At 66.2% G+C, this 26443-nt stretch carries 27 protein-coding genes, 2 tRNA genes and 1 pseudogene; 10 read left to right on the plus strand and 20 right to left on the minus strand.

Annotated features, from left to right (window positions below; translation table 11 throughout):
• Positions 1-3: 3 nt before the first annotated feature.
• Genes ACFOMD_RS14065 through ACFOMD_RS14075 form a run of 3 tightly spaced genes read right to left on the minus strand, consistent with a single transcriptional unit; the run spans position 4 to position 2983 of the window.
• Positions 4-606 carry an HdaA/DnaA family protein gene (locus ACFOMD_RS14065; protein WP_380862450.1) on the minus strand — a complete coding sequence of 201 codons (603 nt, stop codon included), beginning with the start codon at positions 604-606 and terminating at the stop codon, positions 4-6.
• Positions 603-1682: an AI-2E family transporter gene (locus ACFOMD_RS14070; protein WP_380862452.1), complete on the minus strand. Its 1080-nt coding sequence runs from the start codon at positions 1680-1682 to the stop codon at positions 603-605. Before ACFOMD_RS14070 ends, ACFOMD_RS14065 begins: the two co-directional genes overlap by 4 nt.
• Complete coding sequence (locus tag ACFOMD_RS14075) at positions 1682-2983, minus strand: heavy-metal-associated domain-containing protein (RefSeq protein WP_380862454.1); 1302 nt, start codon at positions 2981-2983, stop codon at positions 1682-1684. Before ACFOMD_RS14075 ends, ACFOMD_RS14070 begins: the two co-directional genes overlap by 1 nt.
• Before the next feature lie 74 nt (positions 2984-3057).
• On the opposite strand from ACFOMD_RS14075, the gene purM reads away from it, so the two are divergent.
• From purM to ACFOMD_RS14090, 3 genes are read left to right on the plus strand one after another with little or no spacing between them, the layout of a single operon-like run.
• Positions 3058-4179, plus strand: coding sequence for a phosphoribosylformylglycinamidine cyclo-ligase (gene purM, locus ACFOMD_RS14080; RefSeq protein ID WP_380862456.1), 1122 nt, complete (start codon positions 3058-3060; stop codon positions 4177-4179).
• A complete protein-coding gene (purN, locus tag ACFOMD_RS14085) occupies positions 4169-4753 on the plus strand; it encodes a phosphoribosylglycinamide formyltransferase (protein ID WP_380862458.1) in 585 nt (194 codons plus the stop codon). The genes purM and purN overlap by 11 nt, the downstream gene beginning before the upstream one ends.
• A complete protein-coding gene (locus ACFOMD_RS14090) occupies positions 4746-5399 on the plus strand; it encodes a hypothetical protein (RefSeq protein WP_380862460.1) in 654 nt (217 codons plus the stop codon). Before purN ends, ACFOMD_RS14090 begins: the two co-directional genes overlap by 8 nt.
• On the opposite strand, the gene ndk is transcribed toward ACFOMD_RS14090, so the two are convergent.
• The 3 genes from ndk to ACFOMD_RS14105 all read right to left on the minus strand — a co-directional run bounded on the left by ndk (position 5366) and on the right by ACFOMD_RS14105 (position 8035).
• The gene (gene ndk / locus ACFOMD_RS14095) at positions 5366-5788 is read right to left on the minus strand and encodes a nucleoside-diphosphate kinase (RefSeq protein WP_380862462.1); all 423 of its coding nucleotides are present in this window, start codon (positions 5786-5788) and stop codon (positions 5366-5368) included. The genes ACFOMD_RS14090 and ndk overlap by 34 nt on opposite strands.
• Before the next feature lie 307 nt (positions 5789-6095).
• A complete protein-coding gene (locus ACFOMD_RS14100) occupies positions 6096-6548 on the minus strand; it encodes a DNA polymerase III subunit chi (RefSeq protein WP_380862464.1) in 453 nt (150 codons plus the stop codon).
• The gene (locus ACFOMD_RS14105; RefSeq protein WP_380862466.1) at positions 6545-8035 is read right to left on the minus strand and encodes a leucyl aminopeptidase; all 1491 of its coding nucleotides are present in this window, start codon (positions 8033-8035) and stop codon (positions 6545-6547) included. Before ACFOMD_RS14105 ends, ACFOMD_RS14100 begins: the two co-directional genes overlap by 4 nt.
• Before the next feature lie 132 nt (positions 8036-8167).
• On the opposite strand from ACFOMD_RS14105, the gene ACFOMD_RS14110 reads away from it, so the two are divergent.
• Together ACFOMD_RS14110 and ACFOMD_RS14115 are read left to right on the plus strand one after the other, a co-directional pair.
• Complete coding sequence (locus ACFOMD_RS14110; protein WP_380862468.1) at positions 8168-10450, plus strand: LPS-assembly protein LptD; 2283 nt, start codon at positions 8168-8170, stop codon at positions 10448-10450.
• 57 nt (positions 10451-10507) lie between these two features.
• Positions 10508-10906, plus strand: a complete 399-nt coding sequence (locus ACFOMD_RS14115; RefSeq protein ID WP_380862470.1) for a hypothetical protein — start codon at positions 10508-10510, stop codon at positions 10904-10906.
• Between the two features lie 16 nt (positions 10907-10922).
• On the opposite strand, the gene ACFOMD_RS14120 is transcribed toward ACFOMD_RS14115, so the two are convergent.
• The 4 genes from ACFOMD_RS14120 to ACFOMD_RS14135 form a co-directional block, all read right to left on the minus strand.
• Complete coding sequence (locus ACFOMD_RS14120) at positions 10923-11504, minus strand: DUF1989 domain-containing protein (protein ID WP_380862472.1); 582 nt, start codon at positions 11502-11504, stop codon at positions 10923-10925.
• Between the two features lie 77 nt (positions 11505-11581).
• Entirely contained in the window at positions 11582-11908 is a 327-nt protein-coding gene (locus ACFOMD_RS14125; protein ID WP_380862474.1) for a hypothetical protein, read from the minus strand.
• A gap of 43 nt (positions 11909-11951) precedes the next feature.
• A tRNA-Val gene (locus tag ACFOMD_RS14130) sits at positions 11952-12027 on the minus strand.
• 156 nt (positions 12028-12183) lie between these two features.
• Positions 12184-12573 (minus strand): hypothetical protein, encoded by a 390-nt coding sequence (locus tag ACFOMD_RS14135; protein WP_380862476.1) that lies wholly within the window; start codon positions 12571-12573, stop codon positions 12184-12186.
• Between the two features lie 645 nt (positions 12574-13218).
• Between ACFOMD_RS14135 and ACFOMD_RS14140 the strand changes: the two are divergent.
• Positions 13219-13437 (plus strand): annotated as a pseudogene (locus ACFOMD_RS14140) (hypothetical protein); the annotation flags it as partial.
• Positions 13438-13722: 285 nt separating this feature from the next.
• Positions 13723-14247 (plus strand): zinc ribbon domain-containing protein, encoded by a 525-nt coding sequence (locus ACFOMD_RS14145; RefSeq protein ID WP_380862478.1) that lies wholly within the window; start codon positions 13723-13725, stop codon positions 14245-14247.
• A 37-nt stretch (positions 14248-14284) separates the two neighbouring features.
• Here ACFOMD_RS14145 and ACFOMD_RS14150 read toward each other — a convergent pair whose 3' ends face one another.
• Both ACFOMD_RS14150 and ACFOMD_RS14155 read right to left on the minus strand, forming a co-directional pair.
• On the minus strand, positions 14285-15340 hold the full coding sequence (locus tag ACFOMD_RS14150; RefSeq protein WP_380862480.1) for a DNA topoisomerase IB: 1056 nt from the start codon (positions 15338-15340) through the stop codon (positions 14285-14287).
• A 69-nt stretch (positions 15341-15409) separates the two neighbouring features.
• Positions 15410-15484: transfer RNA gene (locus ACFOMD_RS14155), tRNA-Val, on the minus strand.
• Between the two features lie 135 nt (positions 15485-15619).
• Between ACFOMD_RS14155 and ACFOMD_RS14160 the strand changes: the two genes are divergently transcribed.
• Complete coding sequence (locus ACFOMD_RS14160) at positions 15620-16198, plus strand: DUF4142 domain-containing protein (protein WP_380862482.1); 579 nt, start codon at positions 15620-15622, stop codon at positions 16196-16198.
• A gap of 57 nt (positions 16199-16255) precedes the next feature.
• On the opposite strand, the gene ACFOMD_RS14165 is transcribed toward ACFOMD_RS14160, so the two are convergent.
• The 4 genes from ACFOMD_RS14165 to clpP form a co-directional block, all read right to left on the minus strand.
• Complete coding sequence (locus ACFOMD_RS14165; protein ID WP_380862484.1) at positions 16256-16531, minus strand: HU family DNA-binding protein; 276 nt, start codon at positions 16529-16531, stop codon at positions 16256-16258.
• Positions 16532-16696: 165 nt separating this feature from the next.
• Complete coding sequence (gene lon, locus ACFOMD_RS14170; protein WP_380862486.1) at positions 16697-19081, minus strand: endopeptidase La; 2385 nt, start codon at positions 19079-19081, stop codon at positions 16697-16699.
• A gap of 232 nt (positions 19082-19313) precedes the next feature.
• The gene (gene clpX / locus ACFOMD_RS14175) at positions 19314-20579 is read right to left on the minus strand and encodes an ATP-dependent Clp protease ATP-binding subunit ClpX (RefSeq protein WP_380862488.1); all 1266 of its coding nucleotides are present in this window, start codon (positions 20577-20579) and stop codon (positions 19314-19316) included.
• 218 nt (positions 20580-20797) lie between these two features.
• Entirely contained in the window at positions 20798-21439 is a 642-nt protein-coding gene (gene clpP / locus ACFOMD_RS14180; protein WP_380862490.1) for an ATP-dependent Clp endopeptidase proteolytic subunit ClpP, read from the minus strand.
• Positions 21440-21589: 150 nt separating this feature from the next.
• Between clpP and sppA the strand changes: the two genes are divergently transcribed.
• Together sppA and ACFOMD_RS14190 are read left to right on the plus strand one after the other, a co-directional pair.
• A complete protein-coding gene (gene sppA / locus ACFOMD_RS14185; protein ID WP_380862492.1) occupies positions 21590-23473 on the plus strand; it encodes a signal peptide peptidase SppA in 1884 nt (627 codons plus the stop codon).
• Positions 23473-23835 (plus strand): antibiotic biosynthesis monooxygenase family protein, encoded by a 363-nt coding sequence (locus tag ACFOMD_RS14190; RefSeq protein WP_380862494.1) that lies wholly within the window; start codon positions 23473-23475, stop codon positions 23833-23835. The genes sppA and ACFOMD_RS14190 overlap by 1 nt, the downstream gene beginning before the upstream one ends.
• Here the strand turns inward: ACFOMD_RS14190 and ACFOMD_RS14195 are convergent.
• From ACFOMD_RS14195 to lpdA, 4 genes are read right to left on the minus strand one after another with little or no spacing between them, the layout of a single operon-like run.
• On the minus strand, positions 23794-24417 hold the full coding sequence (locus ACFOMD_RS14195) for a trimeric intracellular cation channel family protein (protein WP_380862496.1): 624 nt from the start codon (positions 24415-24417) through the stop codon (positions 23794-23796). The genes ACFOMD_RS14190 and ACFOMD_RS14195 overlap by 42 nt on opposite strands.
• Positions 24410-24748, minus strand: coding sequence for a type II toxin-antitoxin system PemK/MazF family toxin (locus ACFOMD_RS14200; RefSeq protein WP_380862498.1), 339 nt, complete (start codon positions 24746-24748; stop codon positions 24410-24412). The genes ACFOMD_RS14195 and ACFOMD_RS14200 overlap by 8 nt, the downstream gene beginning before the upstream one ends.
• Complete coding sequence (locus tag ACFOMD_RS14205; RefSeq protein WP_380862500.1) at positions 24726-24977, minus strand: antitoxin MazE-like protein; 252 nt, start codon at positions 24975-24977, stop codon at positions 24726-24728. The genes ACFOMD_RS14200 and ACFOMD_RS14205 overlap by 23 nt, the downstream gene beginning before the upstream one ends.
• Positions 24978-25030: 53 nt before the next feature.
• On the minus strand, positions 25031-26425 hold the full coding sequence (gene lpdA, locus ACFOMD_RS14210) for a dihydrolipoyl dehydrogenase (RefSeq protein WP_380862502.1): 1395 nt from the start codon (positions 26423-26425) through the stop codon (positions 25031-25033).
• Positions 26426-26443 lie beyond the last annotated feature (18 nt).

Raw genomic sequence — 26443 nt, forward strand, 5'->3', positions numbered from 1 at the left:
CCACTACTCCAATAGGTCGAGCTGTTCCGGGAGCACGGCGCGGGCCAGCGGCACCGTGACCGCGCGCCCCGCCGCGAGCGCCGCGGTGTCGAGCCGATCGACCACGTCGGCCGCCTTGGCAAAGCTGCGTTCGATGCGCGCCAGCACATAGGCGATGACATCGGGGCCGACGGTCAGCCCGCGGTCGCGGAACTGCTTTGCCATCACCGCGGTGAGCAGCGCGTCGTCGGGCGCGGCGATAGCGACCTGCGGCGTCGCGGCAAGGCGTGATCGCAGGTCGGGCAACGCCACCTGCCATTGCGGCGGCGGCAGGCGCGAGATCAGCAGCAGCGGCCGCTCGCCGGCGCGGTTCCAGGCGTGGAAGACCGCCTCGTCGTCCTGCGTCTCGCCGAGATCGTCGATCACCTCGGCGCCAGTCTGGCGGGCGAAGATGCGGCCGAGATGGCTCTTGCCCGAACCTTCCGGCCCGGTCAGCAGCGCCACCGGCTGCGGCCAGTCGGGCCAGCGGTCGAGATGGATGACGGCGTGCGAATTGGCGTCGGAGACGAAGAAGTCGCGCTCGCCGTCCGCCGCCTTGTAGGCGAGCGGGAGAGCGATCTGGCTCATGACGGCGGCGGGCCCTCGGTCTTGTAGAAGCGGCTGCCGAGATATTGCGTCAGCAGCCAGCGCGCGACGACGCCGGTGACCGCGGCGATCGGCACCGCGAGGAAGATGCCGACCACGCCCATCAGCTCGCCGCCCGCGAAAATCGCGAACAGCACCCACACCGGGTGCAGCCCGATGCGGTTGCCGATCAGGTTGGGCGTCAGCACCGAGCCCTCGATGACCTGGACGATCGCAAAAACGCCGAGCACGAGCCCAATGCGCGTCGGATCGAGCCCGAACTGGCCGATCGCGACCAGCAAGCCCATCGCCACGCCGAAGAACGGCCCGACGAAGGGCACGAAGCCGAGCAGCCCGGCGAGCAGCGCCAGCACGATGAAATAGTCGAGGCCGATCAGGCCCCAGCCGATGGCGTAGAGCCCGGCAAGGCAGAGGCAGACCAGAAATTGGCCACGAACAAAGCCCGACAGCGCCTCGTCCGACTGCGCCAGCAGCTCGCGGATGGTGGTGTCGTAACGGCGTGGCCACCACCCGGCGATGCGGGCGGTGACAATGTCCCAGTCGCGCAGCAAGTAGAAGGCGACGACCGGGGCCACCACGACCAGCGTGATGACGTTGAAGAAGGCCAGCCCGCCGGCGATGATGCCGCCAAGCGCGCCGGTCACCCAGGCGAGCGCCCGCTCCATCAACTGCGTCGGTACCGCGCTGGCGCGCAGCGGCGTGCCGGTACGGCGCGAAATCTCCTCCGCCCACGGCCGCACGCTGTCGATGATCGTCGGCAAATTGGTCATCAGCTGGGTGAGCTGCGCCTGGATGATCGGCGCGGTCGCCAGCACGAGGCCGGCGATGGCGGCGAGGAAGGTGGTCAGGACGAGGCTTGTCGCCAGCCAGCGCGCCATGCCGCGCCGCTCCAGCTTGTTGGTCAGCGGGTCGAGCAGATAGGCCAGAACGAAGCCGGCAAGGAACGGCCCGAGGATGGCGCGGGCGCTGAAAAAGAAGATCAGCGTGGCAAGGCCGACCAGCACCCAGCCCCAGCGGATGCGCGGCAGGATCAGGCGGGTTTCGCTCGGCTCGGCCATTATTGCTCCGGCAGCAGGTTGGTCGGGCCGCCGGCCGGGCGCGGCGTGGCGGCCGGCGCCGGAACCGGGGTGACGTTGGTCTCGCCGCCGTCGATCGCTTCCTCGGTCACGATCGGGCGTGGCACGACGACGTCGCCGGCCACCTTGCGGCGCAGGCGAAGACCGCCCTCGCCCACGTCGATGCGCAGCCCGCGCTGGTCGAGGTTGTAGAGCAGCCAGTCGTAGCTGTCCGAATGGCCGATGCGGATACGCGAGGTGCCGCCCAATGACAGGCTGACGAGCGTGACGCCGCTCACCGTCGGCGTGCTGCGCAGCGCCGATTCGACGCTGCTCCATGTTGTCGCGTCGGGCGTCGCGACGTTGAGTTCGACGCCCGAGGCGGACACGGCCGTCATCGCGATCACCGGCGCGAGGTTCACCGGCGGCGCCAGGTCGGCAGTGAGCGTAGGGTCGGAGCGCAGCCGACCCTCGCGCAGCGCCTGGCCATAGGCCGCGTCGATGCGCGACACCGCCTGATCGAGCATGCGGTCGAGCTGCGTACTGCTGCGGATTTGCAGGCGGAAGCGGGTCAGTTCGGTGGCGTCGGGGCCGTGGCGGGCGACGAAGCTGCCGATCACCGGGCCGCCCGGATAGGTGCGGTCGAGCTTCGCCTCGGCAGTCAGCACGTCGGCGGCGCGGAAGCGGTTGAGGATGTTGCGCCACAGCGCGCGATCGTCGCGGCGCGATTGATAGGCGTTGAGGAGGACCGAATCGCCGACCACCGTCGTCGCGCGGACATATTGCATCGGCGAGCTGCCCGGCCGGTAGCGCGACCAGGCGCGCAGCCAGGGCGACTGCGTCTCATAGACGGTGCTGGCACCGGCATCGGTCAGCACCGGCAGCAGCAGCATCGGCGGCGAGCTCATTGTCGCCACGTCGTTGCCGAAATATTTGCCGGCGCGCACCCGGTCGAAGATCACCGACAGGCGGCCGATGTAGCGCTTCAGCGAGAAGCGCTCGGCATCGACCTCGATGCCCGCGACCATCGAATCGAGCGCACCGTCGTTGAGCTTCGGCGCTTGCGCAGGTGGGTTGCCGGTCATTCGCGCCCAGAGCTGCGGCCACGCCTGGCGCTGCGCCTCGCGGAAGGCGGCGAGCCGCGCCTCGTCGGTCGACTTGCCGGCCACGTCGACATCGATGTTCGAGACGACGAAGGCGCTGCCGCTGCCGCCGTCACCACCGCCGTCGCCGTCCTGAGCCCGCGACGCCACCGCGCCGCAGAGGACCACACCGACGATCGCCAGGAACCGAACAACGCGCAACGCAGACACCTTTTTGCTGCCGGGATTACCCGGTTCTTACGAAATCAGAGTCGAAATCCCAAGGCGACATCTCTATGCGTGCCGCCATGGTCGATCCCAAGCACAATCAGCAGCCCGGCATGACCTATGAGCAGGCGGGCGTCTCCATCGCGGCAGGCAATGCCCTGGTCAAGGCAATCGCGCCGATCGCGCGGGCCACCGCCCGCCCCGGCGCCGACCCCGAACTCGGCGGTTTCGGCGGTTTCTTCGATCCGCTCGCCGCCGGCTACCGCGATCCGCTGCTGGTCGCCGCGACCGACGGCGTCGGCACCAAGCTGAAGCTGGCGATCGACACCGGGCGGCATGAGACGGTCGGCATCGACCTTGTCGCGATGTGCGTCAACGACCTGATCGTGCAGGGCGCCGAGCCGTTGTTCTTCCTCGACTATTTCGCGACCGGCAAGCTGGAGCCGCACATCGCCGCCGTCGTGGTGCAGGGCATCGCCGACGGTTGCAAGCAGGCCGGCTGCGCGCTGATCGGCGGCGAGACCGCCGAAATGCCGGGCCTCTACAGCAAGGGCGACTATGACCTCGCCGGCTTCGCGGTCGGCGCCGTCGAGCGCGGCGAGCAGCTGACCGGCGCCAAGGTCGCGGTTGGCGACGTGCTGATCGGCCTCGCCTCCTCGGGCGTGCATTCGAACGGCTTCTCGCTGGTGCGCCGCATCGTCGAGGATCGCGGCTTTGCACTCGATCGCCCCGCCCCCTTCGATCACGCGCGGCTGCTCGGCGCCGCGCTGCTGGCGCCGACGCGGATCTATGTGAAGAGCCTGCTGCCGCTGGTGCGGCGCGGCCTCATCAAGGCGCTGTCGCACATCACCGGCGGCGGCCTGCTTGAGAACATTCCGCGTGTGCTGCCCGAAGGCGCGCATGCCCGCGTCGACACCGCCGCCTGGGAGCAGCCGGCGCTGTTCGCCTGGCTGCAGGGCCAGGGCCGCATCGAGCCGGGCGAGATGGCGCGCACCTTCAACTGCGGCATCGGCATGGTCGCGGTGGTTGCCGCCGCCGACGTGGCGAATGTCATCGAGCAGCTGACCGAGGCCGGCGAGACGGCGTTCGTGATCGGCGCCATCGACGCCGGCCCGCGCGGCTGCACGGTGTTCGGCCCCGGCGACGGCTGGCACGCGATGCAGCCGTGGGAAGCGACGCATGCCGCCTAGGCGGGCGCGCGTAGGGATTCTGATTTCCGGACGCGGCAGCAACATGAAGGCGCTGATCGAAGCGTCGCGGGCGGCCGATTGTCCCTATGAAGTAGCGCTGGTCGTCTCCAACAACCCCGACGCGCTGGGCCTTGAAGATGCGGCAGCGGCGGGAATCGCCACCTTTGCCCAATCGCACCGCGGCCTGCCGCGTGAAGATTTCGACGCGCTGATGGACGGCGCCCTGCGTGCCGCGCGTGTCGAATGGGTGGCGCTCGCCGGCTATATGCGGCTGCTGTCGCCGGGCTTCATCGGCGGCTGGCGCGGCCGCATCGTCAATATCCACCCGTCGCTGCTCCCCGCCTACAAGGGCCTCGACACCCACGCGCGGGCGCTGGCCGCCGGCGAGCGGGTGCATGGCTGCACGGTGCATATCGTCACGCCCGAACTGGATGACGGGCCCATCGTCGCGCAGGCGGAGGTGCCGGTACTCGATGGCGATACGCCGGCGACGCTCGCCGACCGTGTGCTGATCGAGGAGCATCGCCTCTATCCGGAAGCGCTAAGCGCCCTTATCTTGAAGGCCGATGGCTGACGAGAAGATGACCCCGGCCGAGAAGGCCGAAGCCGCCGCGGTTCGCCGCCGCTGGATCACGCTGGGCGAACTGCTCGCGGTCGCCGCGGTGGTGATCTCCGCCCTCACCTTCTGGAACAGTTATTCCGAGCGGCGCAGCAGCGAGGAAGCGCGGGTCAGCGAGGCGCGCAGCGGCGCCGCCAGGGCGCGCACGCTGATCCTTCGCGCCACCGCGAGCCAGGACGGCGAGGTGCTGACCTTGTCGGCCGCCAGCGACCAGGCGATCCAGAGTCAGACGGTGACTTTCCCTTCCGCGCTGGAGATCGACGCGGTCGAGACCACCAACCCGCGCATCGAGGCCGACTGGTTCGATGGTGCGCTGAGGAAGGCGCGCAAGGATGCCGGGCAGCGCGACGAGGACGCCGGTGACGAGCGGCTGCCGATCGCGGTCACCACGCACTATCTCGCCGACGGCGGCGAGATGCTCACCGACGTGGCGCTCTACGATGTCGGCTATGGGGTGAAGGAACGCTTCCTTCGCGGCGGCGAAGTGCGGCTGCGCGGCCTGTCCTACATCGGACGGGCCCACGCCGATGCGGCGCAGGCCCGTCTCGATTCACTCTGGAAGACGCGTCAGCCGACGATTTCGGCGGGCGAGAAGAAGTAGTCGATCTCGATCTTCGCGTTCTCGAGGCTGTCCGACCCGTGGACGGTGTTCGCCTCGATGCTCTCGGCGAGGGTCTTGCGGATGGTGCCCTCGTCGGCGTTCGCCGGGTTGGTGGCGCCCATCACTTCGCGGTTCTTGGCGACGGCGTTCTCGCCCTCGAGTACCTGAACGACGACCGGGCCCGAGATCATGAAGCCGACGAGGTCGTTGAAGAACGGGCGCTCGCGGTGAACGCCGTAGAAGCCCTCGGCCTGCTCCTTGGTCATGTGGATGCGCTTCGACGCGACGATGCGCAGCCCGGCGTCCTCCAGCATGGCGGTGACCTTGCCGGTCAGGTTGCGGCGCGTGGCGTCCGGCTTGATGATCGAGAAGGTGCGCTCGAGAGCCATTTTTATATTCTCCGTGGGAGGATTGTTTGATTGCGGCTGCGCTCTAGCGGCGAGCCGTTGCAAAGGCAACCGGCGAGGGGGTCGCAGGGGTGGCCCGCTCCTCCCCGGCACCCATCCAATTGTCATCCCCGCGAAGGCGGGGACCCACTAGGCAGCGCTCTCCAGCGTTCGCGCACAACTCACCCGTCGACAGGCTCAGGATGAGCAGCAAGGCATGCGTTGCGCGGCGGTGGGTCCCCGCCTTCGCGGGGATGACAGGTCTTTTTTTTTGGAGTTGGCGCTGAATCTCCCTCCTCGAAGGGGGGCTCTACTGCTTCTTCACCCAGCGGCCGCGCTCGTCCTGCTGCCAGTAGGCGCGGGTCACGCCCTCGCGGTCCTTGAGTGCGCTCCAGCTCTTGCGCGCCGCCGACAGCCGCGCGCCGTCGCTCTCCTCGAACAGATACAGCACGCGCTTGAAGTCGCCGAGGCGGTCGAGGTCGAGCGTATCGATCGCCGCCAGCAGGTCGGCGCCATTGCCGCGCTCGCCCGCCGAGGTGGCGAGCAGGATCGGCTGCTCGGCCGGCGCGTCCACACCGTGCGGCAGGAACGAGCCGTCCTCATAGGTCCAGAGATGCTGGTCGAGCGCCTTCACCTGCGCGTCGTCGGCGCAGTGAATGAGGATTCGGTGGCCGGCGGCGTGCGCCTTCTCCAGCAGACGCGGCAAAACCGTGTTCAGCGGCTGCCGCGTCAGATGGTAGAAGCCGACCTCGGTCTCGCTCACTTTTCGTGATTTTCCTCGATGAACTTGTCGAGCAGGCGCACGCCGTAGCCGGTGGCGCCCTTGTCCCACAGCGTCGCGGGCTTGGCGCTCCACACCATGCCGGCGATGTCGAGGTGCGCCCATTTCACACCGTCGTCGACGAAGCGCTTGATGAACTGCGCCGCGGTGATCGAGCCGCCGTCGCGCGGGCCGACGTTCTTCATGTCGGCGATCTGCGATTCGAGCAGCTTGTCGTAGGCGTCGCCCAGCGGGAAGCGCCACAGCCGGTCGCCGGCGCCGAGGCCCGCGTCGACCAGTTGCTTCGCCAGCTCGTCATCGTTCGAAAAGAGCCCGCCATATTCATGGCCGAGCGAGATGATGATCGCGCCGGTCAGGGTCGCGAGATCGACGATGACCTCCGGCTTCCAGGTCTTCTGAGCATAGGTGATCGCATCGCACAGCACGAGGCGGCCTTCCGCGTCGGTGTTGATGACCTCGATCGTCTGGCCCGACATCGAGGTGACGACGTCGCCGGGGCGCTGCGCATTGCCGTCGGGCATGTTCTCGACGAGGCCGCAGACGCCGATGACGTGCGCCTTCGCCTTGCGCTTGGCGAGCGCGAGCATCGCGCCCGCCACGGCGCCGGCGCCGCCCATGTCCCACTTCATCTCTTCCATGCCGGCCGCCGGCTTGATCGAGATGCCGCCGGTGTCGAAGGTGACGCCCTTGCCGACGAACACGACGGGCTTGGCCGCCGTGCCGCCGGTGCCGTCCCACTTCATGATGAGGAGCCGTGCCTCGCGCACCGAGCCCTGCGACACGCCGAGCAGCGAGCCCATGCCGAGCTTCTTCATTTCGGCTTCGCCCAGCACCTCGATCTCGACGCCGCTGCCTGCCAGCGCCTTCTTCGCGCGCTCGACGAAGCTTTCCGGGTAGATGACGTTCGCCGGCTCCGACACGAGGTCGCGGGTGAAATAGACGCCGTCGGCCACGGCCTTCAGCTTGTCGAAGGCCGCCTGCGCACCGTCGCCGGCGTTGACGATGATCAGCTCGGCCAGGGTCGGCTTCTGCTTGTCGGTCAGCTTGGTGCGGTAGGTGTCGAAGCGATAGGCGCGGAGCAGCGCGCCATAGGCCAGCCGTGCCGCCGCCTCGCCGCGCGAGATCGCGATGTCGTCGACGCCGTCCATATCGACGACCAGCGTCGTCTCGCCCGACAGCAGCAGCCGCGCGACCAGCGCACCGCCGACGCGTTCGAAGCTGCCGCGGTCGGCCTTGCCGGCGACGCCGAGGCCGACGAGCAGCAGCCGGGTCGCCTCGACATTGGCCGGCGCCAGCAGCTCGGTAATGGCAGCAATGTCGCCGTCGAAGCGGGCGGCCTGGCTGGCGCGCGCCAGGCGGCCGGCGTCGTCGCGCGCCTGCGCGCCGCGGCTCAGCACCAGATCCTTGTGCGCGAAAACCGCCAGCGCCGAGGTCTGCGGATTGGCGGGCTGGCCGAAAGTGACACGCATTTATTCAAACTCCGGAGAAATATCGTCAGGCGCGAGGTTGTAGCGAGGCGGGGTCGGACAGGCAAACACGGCGCCGCTTGTCGGTCGTACCTCCCATCCGTTAGAGGGCGGGGACCGTTTCGGGAGCTTCGCTTGCGCCTACGCCCTTCCCTGCTGCTCCTTGGCGCCGCGCTGTGCGGCCTGACGGCGCCGACTTACGCGCAGGAAGCACCGCCTCCGGATGCCACTGAAGCGCGCGATCCGGCCGAAGCCACCGCGACTCCTGACCAGCTTTACGGCGGCCCGCCGGTGCCCGAGGTCGTCGACCCGACCGCCGAGGTCGATGCCGACCAGGTGATCGACTTCGCCGCCGATACGCTGAGCTATGACGAGGGTGCCGACATCGTCACCGCGAGCGGCAACGTCATCCTGGTGCGCGGCGGCTACCGCCTGCGCGCGCAGACGGTCGAGTACAACCGGCGCAGCGGCGTCGTCGAGGCGCGCGGCAACGTCATCGTCATCGATCCGGGTGGCAATCAGGCGTTCGGTGACCGGGTCGAGCTGACCGAGTCGCTGCGCGACGGCGCCATCGAGAACATCCTGCTCGTGCTGCAGGACGGCGGCCGCCTCGCCGCCCGCTCGGGCAAGCGCGTCGACGGGCGCAGCGAGCTCGACCGCGCCATCTACAGCCCCTGCGACATCGATGACTCGGAAGGCTGCCCGAAGAAGCCGGTGTGGCAGATCAAGGCGGTGAAGATCATCCATGATCCCGCGCGAGAGCGGATGACCTATCGCCACGCCTATTTCGAGCTGTTCGGCATCCCTGTGCTCTACCTGCCGTCGCTGTCGCATCCGGTGGGCGGCAGCGGCAGCGCCGGTGGGCTGCTGGTGCCCGACATCCGGCTCGACCGCTCATTGGGGCTCGAGCTGAAAGTCCCCTATTATCTGTCGCTGGCGAAGAACCGCGACCTGACGATCACGCCCTATCTCTACACCGACGCCAACCCGATGCTCGGCGCCGAATATCGCCACCTGTTCGGCGGCGGCCCGGCGCGGGTCGGCGGGCTGATCACCAAGGCGACGCGCGAAACCACCGCCGGCAACGACAAGAATGACGTGCGCGGCTATTTCTTCGCCAACGGCCGGCTCCAGCATTCGACCGCCTGGCGATCGACGCTCGGCGTGCGGCTGACCACCGACGACACTTTCCTGCGCCGCTATGATATCTCGCGCGACGATACGCTGCGGAATTTCTATACGCTCGAACGCTTTGGCGGGACTTCCTACCTCAGTATCGAAGGATGGGCGTTCCAGGGCCTGCGCGCCGACGATCGCGCCGGGCAGCAGCCGATCGCGCTGCCGCTGGTCGATTTCCAGTGGCGGCCCGAGCTAGATGCTTTGGGCGGCCGGCTGGAGGTGCGCGCCAACACGCTCGCGATCACCCGCACCGACGGGCAGGACACGCAGCGCGCGCTGGCGCAGGTGCGCTGGGACGCGGCGACCTATACGCCGATGGGCCAGCGCGTGACGGCGACCGCGATGTTCCGCGCCGACGCCTATCACACCAACGACACCGACCTGTCCCCGTTCCCCATCTATTCGGGCAAGGACGGCTGGTCGGGCCGCGCCATCCCGGTCGCAGCACTCGATGCCGAATGGCCGTTCGCCGGCCCGGCGTTCGGCGGCATGCAGACGCTGACGCCGCGCGTGCAGCTCGTCGGCAGCGGCAAGGGCGACAACAGCGACATCCCCAACGAGGATGCGCGCGCTGTCGATCTCGACGATCTCAACCTGTTTTCGCTCAACCGCTTCAACGGCTTCGATCGCTGGGGCGGCGGCGCCCGAGTCACTTATGGCGCGCGCTGGACGCTCGATCGGCCGAACTGGCGGGTGGAACTGGAAGGCGGCCAGAGTTACCGCTTCGACAAGGACAGCGACCTGTTCCCGGTCGGCACCGGTCTCTCCGGCAATTTCTCCGACTTCGTCGGCCGCTCCACCCTGAAGATCGGCAGCTTCGTCGACGTCACCCACCGCTTCCGCGTCGACAAGAACGGGCTGGAAGTGCGCCGCAACGAGATCGACGCGACGATCGGCAGCCGCCGCACCTATGCGACGATCGGCTATGTCCGCCTCAACCGCGACATCCAGCTCGAGGATCTGCAGGACCGCGAGGAAGCCCGCGTCGGCGGCCGCGTCGCCTTTGCCCGCTACTGGTCGCTGTTCGGCTCGGCGATCGTCGATCTTACGGGGCGCGGCGAAGACCCGCTCAACCTCTCCGACGGCTATGAGCCGATCCGCCACCGTGTCGGCATCGCCTATGAGGACGAATGCTTCGAGCTCGGCGTCACCTGGCGCCGCGACTATACGCAGGACCGCGACTTCCGGGCGGGCAACACCTTCCTGATCCGCCTGTCGCTGAAGAATCTCGGACGGTAATCGGCGGCCATGAGAAGCGCCCGGGCCATAGGCCGGATAGCGGCGCAAGTCTCGGTAATGCTGTTGGCCGCAGTGGGCGCTTTTTCGCTGATCGGCGATCCGCTTCTTCGAATGCTCTTCGCGTCGTCATCTGCGACTGACATCGTAAGAGAGGTCGCAAGTCCGGATGGGCTTGCCAGTGCAAGGGTGAAAATCACCAGTGGCGGCTTGGGCACAGTCCACACCGTCCACGTCGAGCTTTCATCGCACGAAGGCGAGAAGTGGGCGATCTATCAGGCAGGCGACAGCGACTACCGCCCCTCGCTGCGTTGGATCGACCGGCAGACGCTCGAACTCGGCCTGCCGTGCGAGCGCTTCGATTTCGCCTCCAATCCTGACGATTGGAAGCGATCAGCGTCGAAGGCGCGTCAGCTAAAAGTGCGCTTCCGATACGACGATGCGTGCAGTGATCGCTGACTATCGCCTGGGTTTTTCAGGGCTCTAGAATTTCAAAGCCCAGCGGCCGCGGCGGGACGCCGCCGTTGCACATCGTCGAGGGACAGGCTGACAGCGCCACGATCAGATCCATCTCGGCACGCAGCACCATCGCCGCGCCCGGCCACGAGCGCGCCGGGGCGATGCTGAGGCGGCCTTCCTCGTCGATCTCGACGTTCATGAAGAAGTTGAGCGTCTGCGGCAGGAACACGGGATCAATGCCCTGCCCGCGCAGCGCCGCGCTGAGATTGTCATGGCAATTGGGATGATCGTCGATGCCATATTGCAGCGCATACATCTCGCGCGTGCAGGCGGCATAGAACATGTCGTGGCGCCCGACCTCGTCGGCGATGATGGTCAGCAGGCGATTGCTGCGATCCGACCACAGCGCGTCGCCGGTCGAGAGCCGAACCTTCTCATTATAGTCGAAAGTCCGCCCGCTCGACAGCCGCTCGCTGCCGTCCGCCGAATAGGCGACAAGGTCGCCGGTCTGGCCGCCCTCGGGGTCGACGAGGCGCAGATGCTCGCCCTTGCGCAGGCGCAACCCGACGCCGGACGCGGCGGGCACAAGATTCAACATAGCGGTAGCCCTTCGTTCAGGTTCCGCCAGGATAGGGCCGGCCAACGGCGAGTCCACACATGAACTTGCGCTTCCGGCTAACGCCCACCGGTGCGCTGCCAGCGGTTGATCAGCCACAGGTGCAGCGCGTGGACGGCCACGAACATCACCGCCATCACCGCTATGGCGAACGTCGCTTCATCGCTGGGTGATACGATGTCCGACACCAGCGCGGCACTCAGGCAGATGATTGCCAGCAGCGGCGTGAACGCCAGCGCGATCCGGCGCGGCGCTGACCAGTTCACGTCGCCGTTCAGCCCCCACTGCATCGGCAGGCTGGGCTCGCCGTGCAGCCGGCGGTTGGCGCGCAGCGACATCGTCGAGAGCATCAGCACCACAACCGCTACAATCACGACATCCAGCATCGGCCCTCTCCTGCTGCGCCGGCGCGGCGCGGGACAAGGAAACTGGTGGGCGGTGACGGGCTCGAACCGCCGACCCTCTCGGTGTAAACGAGATGCTCTACCAACTGAGCTAACCGCCCTAAGGGTGGAAATGCCCTAGTTTCCTAGGGTTTCGGAAGCAAGGGCGTTTTGAGTTTGGGACTGGGGAGGACTCCCGCGGACCCAAAAAATCCCCGCAATCCCCAAAAAATCCCCGAACCGCGTTCCGCCTTGGTTCGGGGTTCGTTTCGTTCAAGCTAGAATAGATGCACCCGCGTTATGCAGCCGCCCCCGACCTCAAAGACATATAGATTGTCCTCGACCTCGCCGTCCGACTTCTTACGAACCTTCGCAGCGATCGTGTCGGAACCATCGGACATCATGTCCAGCACTTCCAGCACGCCATCGACACGTGCACCCGCCGCCGCATTGGAAATTTCTGTAAGAAATGTCGCTGCCGGAATGCTCTTTTCCTCTACAGCATCTGTCCAAACGGCATTCGGAGCCAACTGCGCGCCCATGGCGACAAACTGACCGTTCCCAGCGTTTTCTATAAATTGCTCAACGGCGGCTCGATGCGCGGCGTCGGTGCCCGTCTGCGTCGAGCAAGTGGCCGCTACAGAGGCAGCGAGCAACAATGCGATCATATTGTACCCTCCCGATTTCGCGACGATGCCACATGGCTGCGCGTCTGTGGAGGGGCTGCCTGTTGCACCCAGCGCAACATGATTGAACACCGCGCACGAAGGCGTTGCAGATTATCCGACGATGCATTCTACTCGTTCGCCATCGGGCTTTCGGGGGCGGGTATGAAACTTCTGTGCGCGGCGATTGCCATCTCATTCGCATCCCCGGCAGTTGCGGGAACTGTTCATTGGGCGACAAATTACTCGCGCGCTGAAGCCATAAGATTGGCTGACTCAGAGGCCGCGACGAGGGCGATACGAAAAGGCGTTTGCTACAGACCCGCGCGCGTAAGTGAATGCACCCTGGTCCCCAACCCGCTCCCTATGAAGATTCCTACGGGCACCGTGCCGCGACAAACTCCGATCGATGCGAAGCACTGGTCCAGGTGCTTCGCGATTAGCGCAAACCATAAAGGCTCATGCAAAGCCCATGAGACCACCTATGGTCCTGCCCCGGTCGTTGTTTACGAAACGGATTGGGACGATTGGCTGACTCTGACGCGAGTAAGGATCGGTCAGGCGTTTGACTCCATCGCAAATTGACGATCGGGCATCTGCCAAAAAAACTGCGCAGTGAATGACTGATCGAGAGGCAAGTTCCACGATCTTCGCCATACCGCCGCCTCGCGCAATCAGCGCGCCTCGGGAAATCTCCTCATGACGATGACGCTCCTCGGACACTCGAATATCAATACGACGCTCCGCTATGCGCACGTCAGTCAAACCGAGGTCTATGAGACGATGATCGCCGCCGAGAGACGGCCTGAGAGCCCCGCCAAGCCCGCCGTCGCTGGCAAGGTCGTCCCGATCCGAAAGCGCGCATGAGCGGGGTTCCAGCCCCAAATTTCGGGGAATCCCCAAACTTCCCCCAAACTGCGCCGACCGCGAGGCGAAAAACAGAGTAACTTCCTCTGCTTAGGGGGTCGGGGCAATCTTCGTGTAAACGAGATGCTCTACCAACTGAGCTAACCGCCCGAACGGTGGAAAAGCCCTAGATTCCTAGCCTGCAGGAAGCAAGGCAGATATCAGAGCCTGCGCCTCGCCATCCTACGGTATTATTCACCGTTGACGCGGGGCGCTCTCGTCGCGAGCATCCCCAGCGGGGGGAGTATGACAGACGAGAAAACCTGTCCGCGCTGCGCGGAACCCGTGAAGGCGGCCGCCAAGATTTGTCGCTTCTGCAATTACGATTTCGAGACTGGGACCGCGGCCCTCGTCCTAACGGCGCCGGCACCAGCCAAGAAGCCTGATTCAAGCGCTGGAGCTATAGGCTGCCTTGGGCTTCTTGCGATTATTTTCCTTATCTCGATGTGCAGCGGGAACGACGAGAACAAGAAGAACCCCGCGCAAGAAGCAGCAGAGGCTGCTGAGGAGAAGCGCAAAGGGTTCCATTGCCTGAGCGCTTGGGATGGATCTCATCGCGCCGTTGTTGATTCCGTCAAGGCGTCGCTTCGCGATCCCGACAGTTTCGAACACGATGAAACCAAAATCACGCCCGTCGATGAGAAGGGGAAGCACGCTCTTTCGATGAAATTTCGCGCTAGGAACGGCTTCGGAGGAATGAATCTCGGTGTAGCTATCGCTTCTGTAGATAATGCAACCTGTGGAGCAACAGTAGTGGCGATCGACTCCTAGTTGCCAGTTCTCGCCGCTCACCTTGTCGGACAGGAAGCTACTTCGCCGCTTTCAACCGGCGCTTGAGCAGGTTGAACACCGCCTTCTCCTCGGCGCGCAGCTCGCCCTTCTTGTCCGCGCCCTTGGCGATGCGCAGGCCGAGGTCATGTTCGCTGAAGGCGCCGATGACTTCGGGGTGGATATAGGCCTTGCGGCAGACGGTCGGCGTGTTGCCGAGGGCGGCGGCGACGTCGCAGATGGCTTCCTTGAGGCGCGCCTTCACGCCGCGTTCGTTCTCCACCGGTTCGGCGGCGGCGAGGGCGAGCGCGGTGAGGACGGTGCCGGTCCAGGTGCGGAAGTCCTTGGCGGTGATGTCGCGGCCGGAAATTTCGCGGAGATAGTCGTTGATGTCGGTCGAGCTGACCTCGCAGCGCTCGCCGCTCTCGTCGAGGTACTGGAAGAGCTGCTGGCCGGGCAGTTCCTGGATCGACTTGACGATGCGCGCGACGCGGCGGTCGCGGATCGAGACGTTCCATGCCTTGCCGCTCTTGCCCTTGAAGGCGAAGCGGACCTCGCTGCCGTCGATGTCGACATGGCGGTTGCGCAAGGTCGACAGGCCAAAGCTTTTGTTCTGCTTGGCATAGTCGGCATTGCCGACGCGGATCATCGTCGTCTCGAGCAGGTGGACGATGGTTGCGAGCACTTTCTCGCGCGGCAGGCCGTGCTTACGCATGTCGGCGTCGACGCGTTCGCGGATCGCCGGCAGCGCGGCGGCGAACTCCAGCATGCGCTCATACTTATTGCTGTCGCGCGTCTCGCGGAACCTGGCGTGGTAGCGATATTGTTTGCGGCCCTTGGCGTCGCGGCCCGTGGCCTGGATATGGCCGTTGGCGCGGCGGCTGATCCACACATCGGTGTAGGCCGGCGGCACGGCAAGCGCGCGGATGCGGTCGAGCGTCTTCTCGTCGGTAACGCGGCTGCCGTCCGGGTGGAAATAGGCGAAGCTCTGCCCCTGCTTGCGGCGGGTGATGCCGGGCCGCTCATCGGAGACATAGGAGAGGCCCGCGGCTTCGGCGGCGGCCTCGGGATCAACGGATGGATCGTCGCGCGCCATATCGCCTTCGCATGCAGGATTATGCGGGGCTAACTGTCGGCAATCAGGGGAGTTCCACGATCGGGGACATGGTGGGCGCGGCAAGGATTGAACTTGCGACCCCCGCGGTGTGAACACGGTGCTCTACCACTGAGCTACGCGCCCATGTCCCCGTCGGAGCGGGTGCATTAGGCGAGCGCCCCGCCCTTGTCCAGCCCTCTCCGAGCCACTGCTTCGGAACCTCTGCACCGCCTCTCGGGTTGAGCCCTCAACCATCGGGGTCGGCCAAGGAGTCACCACATGAAGTTTCTGAAGAACATCGCCATTGCCAGCCTCGTCGGCTCGACCGCCCTGCTCGGCGCCGGCGCCGCCGGCGCTTTCCAGACCGCCGCGTCGACGGCGACCTCCAACCAGACCGCCGAACGAATGACGCCGAACATGCCGCTCGACATGAAGAGCTTCATCGACACGGCGAGCAGCATCGGCGCGTTCGAGGTGGTGGCGAGCAAGCTGGCGCTTGAGCGCGGCGTCGGCGGTGAGGTGAAGACGTTCGCTGAAAAGGTGATCGCCGATCACACCGCTGCCAACGACGAGTTGACCGCGCTGATCGCGACGATGAACCCGCCGATGGCGCAGCCGAAGGATTTGAACGGCAAGTATAAGGGTCTGTTCCAGACGCTGAACGAAGCCGGCCCCGGCAACGCCTCGACCCGCGCCTATGTGGATTCGCAGCGCGTCGCGCATAACGAGGCGGTGGCGCTGTTCACCGCCTATGCGCAGGGCGGCGACAACGCCCAGCTGCAGGCCTATGCCCGCAAGTACCTGCCCGCGCTGCAGGCGCATCTCGACCATATCCGCCGCATCGAGGCGATGCGCTGATCGCCGCTTCCGCAGCGGGATGCGAAAAGGGCGTCGGAGACGGCGCCCTTTATCGTGTCAGGGGTTGCAGGCGTCCTTCAACGCCTTGCCGGCGCGAAACTTGGGCTGCGCGCTCGCCTTGATCTCCATCGGGGCGCCCGTCCGCGGGTTGCGCCCGGTCGAGCCCTTGCGCTTCGACAGGCTGAAGGTGCCAAAGCCGACCAGCCGCACCTCCTCGCCTCGCTCCAGGGAGGTGGAGATGCCGTCGATGACCGCCTCGACCGCGCGCGCGGCGTCGGCTTTCGCGAGGCCGGCTGCGTCGGCCACCGCGTTGATCAGATGCTGCTTGTTCATGTGATGCGACTTGCCCCCAACTCACACAACTTACACCCGCGTGACCCTACGCGATGCGCCGCGCACTTAAGCTGGCAGGCTGTTGCCAAGTCAAAAGAAAACCGCCCCGAAAGGCGGTTTTCATGATCGAGCCATAATCGTTACGGTTCAGTAACTTAACATAGGTTAGTGACGCATCGTCGCCTCAGCTTGCGGGGGTGCCGGCTCGGTGGCCAACGTCTCCGGTTCGGTCCATTCGATGGCGCTCAACGGGGCGACAAGCGCCCGCGCCAGCACCTCGTCGACATGGCCGACCGGAACGATGGTCAGCGCCTCTTTGACGTTCGCCGGAATGTCGGCGAGATCCTTCTCGTTCTCCGCCGGGATCAGCACGGTGGTGATGCCACCGCGCAAAGCGGCCAGCAGCTTTTCCTTGAGGCCGCCGATCGGCAGCACGCGACCGCGCAAGGTGACCTCGCCGGTCATCGCCACGTCCTTGCGCACCGGCACGCCGGTCAAGGTCGAGATGATCGAGGTGACCATGCCGATGCCCGCCGACGGCCCGTCCTTGGGCGTCGCGCCTTCGGGAACGTGGACGTGGATGTCGCGCTTCTCGAAGATCGACGGCTTGATGCCGTACTGCGTCGAGCGCGCCCGGACGAACGACCAGGCCGCCTGGATCGACTCCTGCATCACGTCGCCGAGCTTGCCGGTGGTCTTCACCTGCCCCTTGCCGGGGACGGTGACGGCCTCGATGGTCAGCAGCTCGCCGCCAACCTCGGTCCACGCAAGGCCCGTCGTCGCGCCGATCTGGTCTTCCTCCTCGCCGATGCCGTAGCGGAACTTCCGCACGCCGAGGAACGCCTCGAGATTGTCGGCGTCGACCTTGACCGTCGTGTAGGTGCCCTCGAGGATCCGGCGCAGCGCCTTGCGCGCGACCTTCGCCAGTTCGCGCTCGAGCGTGCGGACGCCGGCTTCGCGCGTGTAGTAGCGCATGATGTCGCGCAGCGCGCTGTCGTCGACCGAGAATTCCTGTGGCTTCAGGCCGTGCGCCTCGATCTGCTTGGGCAGCAGGTGGCGCCTGGCGATCTCGACCTTCTCATCCTCGGTGTAGCCCGACAGCTGGATGATCTCCATGCGGTCGAGCAGCGGCTGCGGCATGTTGAGCGAGTTCGCCGTGGTCACGAACATCACGTCGCTGAGGTCGTAGTCGACCTCGAGATAATGGTCGTTGAACTTGGCGTTCTGCTCCGGGTCGAGCACTTCCAGGAGCGCCGACGACGGGTCGCCGCGGAAATCCTGGCCGAGCTTGTCGATCTCGTCGAGCAGGAACAGCGGGTTCGACGTGCCGGCCTTCTTCAGGTTCTGCACGACCTTGCCCGGCATCGAGCCGATGTAGGTCCGGCGGTGGCCGCGGATCTCGGCCTCGTCGCGCACGCCGCCCAGCGACTGGCGAATGAACTCGCGCCCCGTCGCCTTGGCGATCGAGCGGCCGAGCGAGGTCTTGCCGACGCCGGGCGGGCCGACGAGGCAGAGGATCGGGCCCTTGAGCTTGTTGGTGCGCGCCTGCACCGCGAGATATTCGACGATGCGGTCCTTGACCTTCTCCAGCCCGAAATGGTCGCCATCGAGCACCGTCTGCGCGGCGCGGATGTCCTTCTTCACCTTGGACTTCTTGCCCCACGGCAGGCCGAGCAAGGTGTCGAGATAGTTGCGCACGACGGTGGCCTCAGCCGACATCGGCGACATCGACTTCAGCTTCTTGACTTCGGCAATGGCTTTATCGCGCGCTTCCTTCGACAATTTGGTCTTGGCGATCTTCTCCTCGAGCTCGCCGACCTCGTTACGCTCGTCGTCGCCCTCGCCCAGCTCGCGCTGGATCGCCTTCAGCTGCTCGTTGAGGTAATATTCGCGCTGCGTCTTCTCCATCTGCCGCTTCACGCGGCTGCGGATCTTCTTCTCGACCTGAAGGACTCCCATCTCGCCTTCCATGAAGGCGAACACCATCTCCAGCCGCTTGCCGGTGTCGATGGCGTTGAGCAGCGACTGCTTGTCGGCGATCTTGAGGTTGAGGTTCGACGCCACGGTGTCGGCAAGGCGCGACGGCTCCTCGATCTGGCCGACCTGGACGACCACCTCGGGCGCGACCTTCTTGTTGAGGCGCGTATAGCTTTCGAACTGCTTGGCGACCGACCGCATCAGCGCGTCGAGATCGGTGCCCTCGGGCGCCTCGTCATCGAGCATCTCGACACCGGCCTGCAGATATTCCTCGCCGGCCTCGAACTCGACGACGCGGCCGCGCTGCTGCCCTTCGACCAGCACCTTCACGGTGCCGTCGGGCAGCTTCAGCAGCTGAAGCACCGTCGCGAGCGTGCCGACTTCATAGAGCTGCTCGCGGCCGGGATCCTCATCGGCCGGGTTGAGCTGCGACAGCAGGAACACCTGCTTGTCGCCGTGCATCACCGCCTCCAGCGCGCGAACCGACTTTTCGCGGCCGACGAACAGGGGAACGATCATCTGGGGGAAGACCACGATGTCGCGAAGCGGCAATACGGGAAGAACCTTGGTCATTCAGACGCTCCACTCCGGCAGGGCGAAACGCGCCTGCCGTCCACAACAGATATGGGCGTGCGATGCGGCTGCATCAACTGCCCCCCACACAGCGCCCGCTGCCGTTCCCCACCGGACTCCGGAACACTGACCCCGCGAGGTTAACATGCGGTTCCGAAAAGCGAAGCGTGAACGCCCAAGAAAAATGGGCGGCCCCGAAAGGACCGCCCACATTTTCAGGCTGACTTGGCGGTTAAGCTGCGTCGCCGGCCGATTCCTTCTGCTGGCTGAAGATGCGGATCGGCTCCTTGGTGCCGCCGACCACATCCTTGTCGACGACGATCTCGTCGACGCCCTGCATGCCCGGCAGGTCGAACATCGTGTCGAGCAGGATATTCTCCATGATCGAGCGAAGGCCGCGCGCGCCGGTCTTGCGCTCGATGGCGCGCTTGGCGATCGCCGACAGCGCGTCCTGCGCGAAGGTGAGCTTCACGCCCTCCATATCGAACAGCTTGGCGTACTGCTTGATCAGCGCGTTCTTCGGCTCGACCAGGATCTTGATGAGCGCCGGCTCGTCGAGATCCTCGAGCGTCGCGATGACCGGCAGGCGGCCGACGAACTCGGGGATGAGACCGAATTTCAGCAGATCTTCCGGCTCGCAATGACGCAGCGTCTCGCCGGTGCGGCGCTCCTCGGGCGCGGCCACGAAGGCGCCGAACCCGATCGACTTGCCCTGCAGGCGGTCGCCGATGATCTTGTCCAGCCCGGCGAAGGCACCGCCGCAGATGAACAGGATGTTCGTCGTGTCGACCTGCAGGAACTCCTGCTGCGGATGCTTGCGCCCGCCCTGCGGCGGCACGGAGGCAGTGGTGCCTTCCATGATCTTCAGCAGCGCCTGCTGCACGCCCTCGCCCGACACGTCGCGGGTGATCGAGGGATTGTCCGCCTTGCGGCTGATCTTGTCGATTTCGTCGATGTAGACGATGCCGCGCTGCGCGCGCTCGACGTTGTAGTCGCTCGCCTGCAGCAGCTTCAGAATGATGTTCTCGACGTCCTCGCCGACATAGCCCGCCTCGGTGAGCGTCGTCGCGTCGGCCATCGTGAACGGCACGTCGAGGATGCGCGCCAGCGTCTGCGCCAGCAGCGTCTTGCCGCAGCCGGTCGGGCCGACGAGCAGGATGTTCGACTTGGCGAGTTCGACCTCGGCGCCCTTCGCACCGTGGTTGAGGCGCTTGTAATGGTTGTGCACCGCCACCGACAGCACGCGCTTGGCGTGCGCCTGGCCGATTACGTAATCGTCGAGGACCTTGCAGATCTCGCGCGGGGTCGGGACGCCGTCCTTGGTCTTGACCAACGCGGTCTTGGTCTCTTCGCGGATGATGTCGTTGCAGAGCTCGACGCACTCGTCGCAGATGAACACCGTCGGGCCCGCAATGAGCTTCCGGACCTCATGCTGGCTCTTTCCGCAGAAGGAGCAGTAGAGGGTGTTCTTCGAGTCCCCGCCGCTGAGTTTCGTCATCGCTTACCCTTCTCGGCCGATACACCGGCCCGCTCTTGCCGGCATCCTAGCCAGCTTTCCGCCCGCGACAATCCGAAAACAGGACTTCGCGGCCAGTGGTTGCCCCGCGCAGTGGCGGCGGCAGGCAACGGAACGCCTGTAACCCATCAGGCCTTCACGGGCCATTAACGCCCGATCTCGCGCCCGTTGCCATAGGGCAAACCGCCTCAGCCGTGTCTTTACGCAGCCTTGGCGATCTCTTCGGTCGGCGACGGGCGCTTCTCGAACACCTCGTCGATCAGGCCAAAGGCTTTCGCTTCGTCCGCCGAATAGAATTTGTCGCGGTCCATCGCCTTCTCGATGTCCTCGAGCGGCTGGCCGGTATACTTGGCGTACAGCTCGTTCATCCGGTGCCGGATGCGCAGGATTTCCTTCGCCTGGATCTCGATGTCGGTCGCCATGCCCTGGGCGCCGCCCGACGGCTGGTGGACCATGATGCGGGCGTTCGTCAGCGCGACGCGCATGCCCGGCTCGCCCGAGGCGAGCAGGAAGCTGCCCATCGACGCCGCCTGCCCGATGCACACCGTGCCGACGCGCGGGCGGATGTATTGCATCGTATCATGGATCGCCATGCCGGCCGTCACCACACCGCCCGGCGAGTTGATGTACATGAAGATGTCCTTCTTCGGGTTCTCGGACTCGAGGAAGAGCAGCTGGGCGGTGATCAGCGAGGCCATATGGTCCTCGACCTGGCCGGTCACGAAGATGATGCGCTCGCGCAGCAGGCGCGAATAGATGTCGAACGAGCGTTCGCCGCGGCTCGACTGCTCGATGACGACAGGAACCAGGCCGGCGATGGTGTCGATCATGAAATTCTCCATAGGTGCCTCCCCTAGATCGGAGGCGCGTGCCGACATTCAATAGGCCGGACTTGCGCATATGGTCCAGTGGGCCAAAAGCTGCCGCGCCCTCGTTGGAATCCCGATCCGGCACTGCTATATGCGGCTCATACACGGGAAGGACGATCAAGAATGGGTTTCCTGCGCGGCGTCTGGCGGTTCCTCGTTGGTATCAAGGACGCGCTCGCGCTCCTGTTCCTCGTCCTCTTCTTCACCCTGATCTTCGCCGCGACCCAGTCGTCGACGCCGCTGACGGTGCCGAGCGGATCGGCGTTGCTGCTCGACCTCGACGGCGTCGTCGTCGACCAGGCGACCGAGCGCTCGCCGTTCGAAATGATCGCCGGCACGTCGAACGTGGTGCCCGAGGTGCAGGTCCGCGATGTCGTCGAGGCGATCGACCGCGCTCGTGAAGACAGCCGCATCAAGTCGATCGTCCTGCAGATGGACGGCTTCTACGGCACCGGCATGGCCAATCTGCAGACGATCGGCGACGCGCTGAAGGCGTTCAAGGCCAAGGGCAAGCCGATCTACGCCTATTCCTCCGCCTATGTGGACGACAGCTATTATCTCGGCGCGCACGCGACCGAGGCGTGGCTCAATCCGCTGGGCGCCGTGCTGCTGACCGGCCCGGGCGGCCCCGGCCTCTATTTCAAGGGCACGCTCGACAAGCTCGGCGTCGATGTGAACGTGTTCCGCGTCGGCACCTACAAGGCCGCCGTCGAGCCGTTCACCCGCACCGAAGCCTCGCCCGAGGCGCGCGCCGCCGAACAGGCGCTGGTCGACACGTTGTGGGACACCTGGACCAGCGACGTGCAGGCCGCGCGCCCCAAGGTGAAGGTCGACGCGATCACCGCCAGCTTCCCGCAACGGCTGCAGGCCGCCGGCGGCGACTTTGGCCAGCAGGCGCTTGCCGACGGCCTCGTCGACAAGATCGGCACCTATGTCGACTTCGGCCAGGCGATGGCAAAGCGCGTCGGCGAAGGCGACGACGACCGCCCCGGCGCCTACAACCAGGTCGACTATCGCGACTATCTGCGCGCCAGCTCCTCGCGGCGGAGCAGTACCGGCGGCGCGGTCGGTGTCGTCTACGTTTCGGGCGAGATCGTCGACGGCAAGGCCGGGCGCGGCATGGCGGGCGGCGACACCATCGCCGATCTGATCGCGGAAGCCGTCGCCGACGAGAATATCAAGGCGCTGGTCGTCCGCGTGGACTCGCCGGGCGGCTCGGTCACGGCGTCGGAGAAGATCCGGCAGGCGCTGGTCGACGCCAAGGCGGACGGCCTCCCCGTCGTCGCCTCCTTCGGCTCGGTCGCCGCCTCGGGCGGCTACTGGATCGCCACCGCCGCCGACCAGATCTACGCCGAGCCGGCGACGATCACCGGCTCGATCGGCGTGTTCGCGATGATCCCGACCTTCGAGAAGACGCTCGCCAAGGTGGGCTTGAGCGCCGACGGCGTGAAGAGCACGCCCTTCTCCGGCGAGCCCGACGTGCTGCGCGGCATGAGCCCCGAGGTGAACGCGGTGCTGCAGGCGTCGGTGGAGAATATCTACAAGCGCTTCACCGGCCTCGTCGGCAAGGCGCGCAACCTGCCCGTCAACCGCGTCGACGAGATCGGCCAGGGCCGCGTCTGGGCGGGCGGCACCGCCCACCAGTTGAAGCTCGTCGACCATCTCGGCGGCCTCGACGACGCTATCGCGGTGGCGGCGAAGCGCGCCGGGCTCGGCACCAACGCTCGCGTCGTCGCGGTCGAGGTGAAGCCCTCCTTCCCCTTCCAGCTCGCCGAGCAGTTCTTCGCACCTCAGGAGCAGCAGCAACAGCCCGGTACCGACGCCTTCGCCCAGCTCACCCGCGGCAACCAGCTCCGCGCCGTCGGCTCGCTGATGGCGGCGACGCAGGTGGCCAGCGGGCCGACCTTGCAGGCGCGCTGCCTGAGCTGCGCCGGGCTCACCGTCGACCTGCCCGATCCGCGGCAGGCGCAAGGTTTCCTCGCCACGATCGGAAAGCTGTTCGACTGATGCTCCCTACCCCGCCCTTCCCGACGCCCTATATCGCGGTGATCTTCGTCAACCAGCGGACGCCGGTCGAAGACGGCGCCTATGGGCAGACCGCCGACGCGATGGTCGAGCTGGCGAAGCAGCAGCCGGGCTATCTCGGTGTTGACTCGGTGCGCGGCGCCGACGGGCTCGGCATCACCGTGTCCTATTGGGCCGACGAGCAATCGATCATCGCGTGGAAGAATGTCGGCGCGCACCGCGCCGCGCAGATCGCCGGCATGAAGCGCTGGTACGAAGCCTATACGACGCACATCGCCAAGGTGGAGCGCGCCTACGCGCTGTCAGACGCGGCGGTAACCGGGAAGAGTCCAGCCGAAGCGTAACGCCCCGGCGCGCAGCACGAACCCCGCCGCCGCGCCGATCGCACCGGCGATCAGCGGCGGCAACCCCATTGCCGCGAGCACGAGGAACACCGTGGCGGCCAGCGCTGCCGCCGACAGGTAAATTTCTGGCCGCAGCAGGATCGACGGCTCGTTGGCGAGAACGTCGCGGACGATGCCGCCGAAGCTCGCGGTCAGCACGCCCATCACCATGCACGGCAGCGGCGGCACGCCGTAGGACATCGCCTTGGCGGCGCCGACGACGGCATAGACTGCCATGCCGGCCGCATCGAGCCACAGGAGGGTAGCCGCGGGCCAGCGGTCGGCGCGCGTCACCCAGACGAGCAGCGCCATGCCGAGGCAGACGGCGAGATAGAGCTGGTTCTGCACCCAGAACACCGGCGCGCCGATCAGCAGGTCGCGCAAAGTGCCGCCCCCCACCCCGGTCACGGCGGCGAAGAAGGCGAAGGTGACGATGGTATGCTTGTACCGTGCCGCCGCCAACGCGCCCGACGCAGCGAACACCGCGACGCCCGCATAGTCTAGCAGCGCGAAGGTGGCTGAGAGCGGGTTCAGGTCAGGCATCGTCGAACAGACCGGTGATTTCAGCGAGCATGCGATTGAGCGCGACGAGTTGCGCATCGTCAATCCGCCCAAGGACCTCGCCGACTTTCCAGCGAGGGATAGCACTGATCTTTTCGACCATCACATAGGACTCGACCCGCAGGCCATTGCCGGGCGTCGGCACGATCGGCAGGCGATAGAGCGGCTCATCGACCGCCGTGCTGGTCGGCGGGCAGACCAGCACGCTGTGCGTAATCAGATAGTCGCTCTGAATGACGATGGCGGGGCGCGGTTTGCCGAGGTCGCCCTGCAACGCCACGGTGATCAGGTCACCGCGTTTCGCCGTCGTCATAGGTCCATTCGTGGATCCACTCGCCCATCGCCGCCTCGCCGAAGCGCGCAATGTCCTGCTCGCCTTCCGCCTGGGCCAGCCGCTCTGCTTGCTCCCGCGCCGCCGCCTGAAAGTCAGGCGATCGGACATCGTGCGCCCACAGGCGAAGCTCACGCCCACCGGGAAGTGGCCTCGCCGCAATCCTGCGACGGCGATCGGCGGCGCTCGAAGATGAACCGGCTGTCTTCATCAACCCAACCTAAACCTTGCCGCGTCCAAGAACAACGGCGAGGGCTTGCGCCGTCAGGCGTGGATCGGCTTGCCGAGCACCGCCATCGCCGCTTCCTTGATCGCCTCATTGTGCGTCGGATGGGCGTTGCAGGTGTAGGCGATATCTTCCGACGAGGCGCCGAACTCCATCGCCTGCGCCGCCTGGCCGATCATCGTGCCCGCCGGGCCGGCGATGATCCAGACGCCGAGGACGCGGTCGGTCTTGGCGTCGGCGATCACTTTCACGAAGCCGTCGGCGGCCTTGATCGCCTTGGCGCGGCTGTTGGCGACCATCGGGAACTTGCCGACCTTCACCTCGCCCTTCGCCGTCGCGTCCTCCTCGGTGAGGCCGACACCGGCGATCTCCGGGAAGGTGTAAACGACCGACGGGATGAGGTCGTGGTTCACGATGCCGGTGAGGCCGGCGATGTTCTCGGCGACCGCGATGCCCTCGTCCTCGGCCTTGTGCGCGAGCATCGGGCCCGGGATGACGTCGCCGATTGCCCAGACGCCGCGGACGCTGGTCGAGAAATCATGGTTGGTCTCGATCTGGCCGCGCTTGTTGACGGCCAAGCCCGCCTTGTCGAGCGCGAGGCCGTCGGTGTTCGGGCGGCGGCCGATCGACACCAGCACCGCGTCGGCCTCGATCGTCTCGGCAGCACCGCCGGCGGCGGGCTCGATGGTGATCGTCGCCGACGTGCCGCTGCGCTCGACCTTGGTGACCTTGGTCGAGGTCTTGATTTCGAAGCCCTGCTTCTTGAACAGCTTGGCCGCTTCCTTGCGGACCTCGCCGTCCATGCCGGGCAGGATCTGGTCGAGGAATTCGACGACGGTGACCTTGGCGCCGAGGCGCTTCCACACCGAGCCGAGTTCGAGCCCGATGACGCCACCGCCGATGACCACCATGTGCTTCGGCACCGCCGCCAGCTCGAGTGCCGAGGTCGAATCGAGCACCACCTCATTGTCGACCGTCACGCCCGGCAGCGGGGTGACCGACGAGCCGGTGGCGATGACGATGTTCTTGGCGCGGACCTTCTTGCCGTCGATGACGACGGTGTCGGCGGAGGTGAAGGCGGCATGGCCCTTCAGCCAGTCGACCTTGTTCTTCTTGAACAGGAACTCGATGCCGCCGGTCAGGCCGTTCACCGCGTCGAGGCGCGAGCCGTGCATCGCGGCGAGGTCGAGCTCGACGCCCGCGGTCTTCACGCCGAACTTGGCGAGCGCGCCCGACGACGCCTCGTGGAACAGCTCGGAAGCATGCAGCAGCGCCTTCGACGGGATGCAGCCGACATTGAGGCAGGTGCCGCCGAGGGTCGCCCGGCTTTCGGCGCAGGCGGTCTTGAGGCCGAGCTGCGCGGCGCGGATCGCCGCCACATAGCCGCCGGGGCCGGCGCCGATCACCAGCACGTCGTAGTCGTAGTCAGCCATCACGCACCCCGGGCAATG

This window comes from Sphingoaurantiacus capsulatus (genome assembly GCF_042648405.1).
In the GTDB taxonomy this organism is placed as follows: Bacteria; Pseudomonadota; Alphaproteobacteria; order Sphingomonadales; family Sphingomonadaceae; genus Sphingoaurantiacus; species Sphingoaurantiacus capsulatus.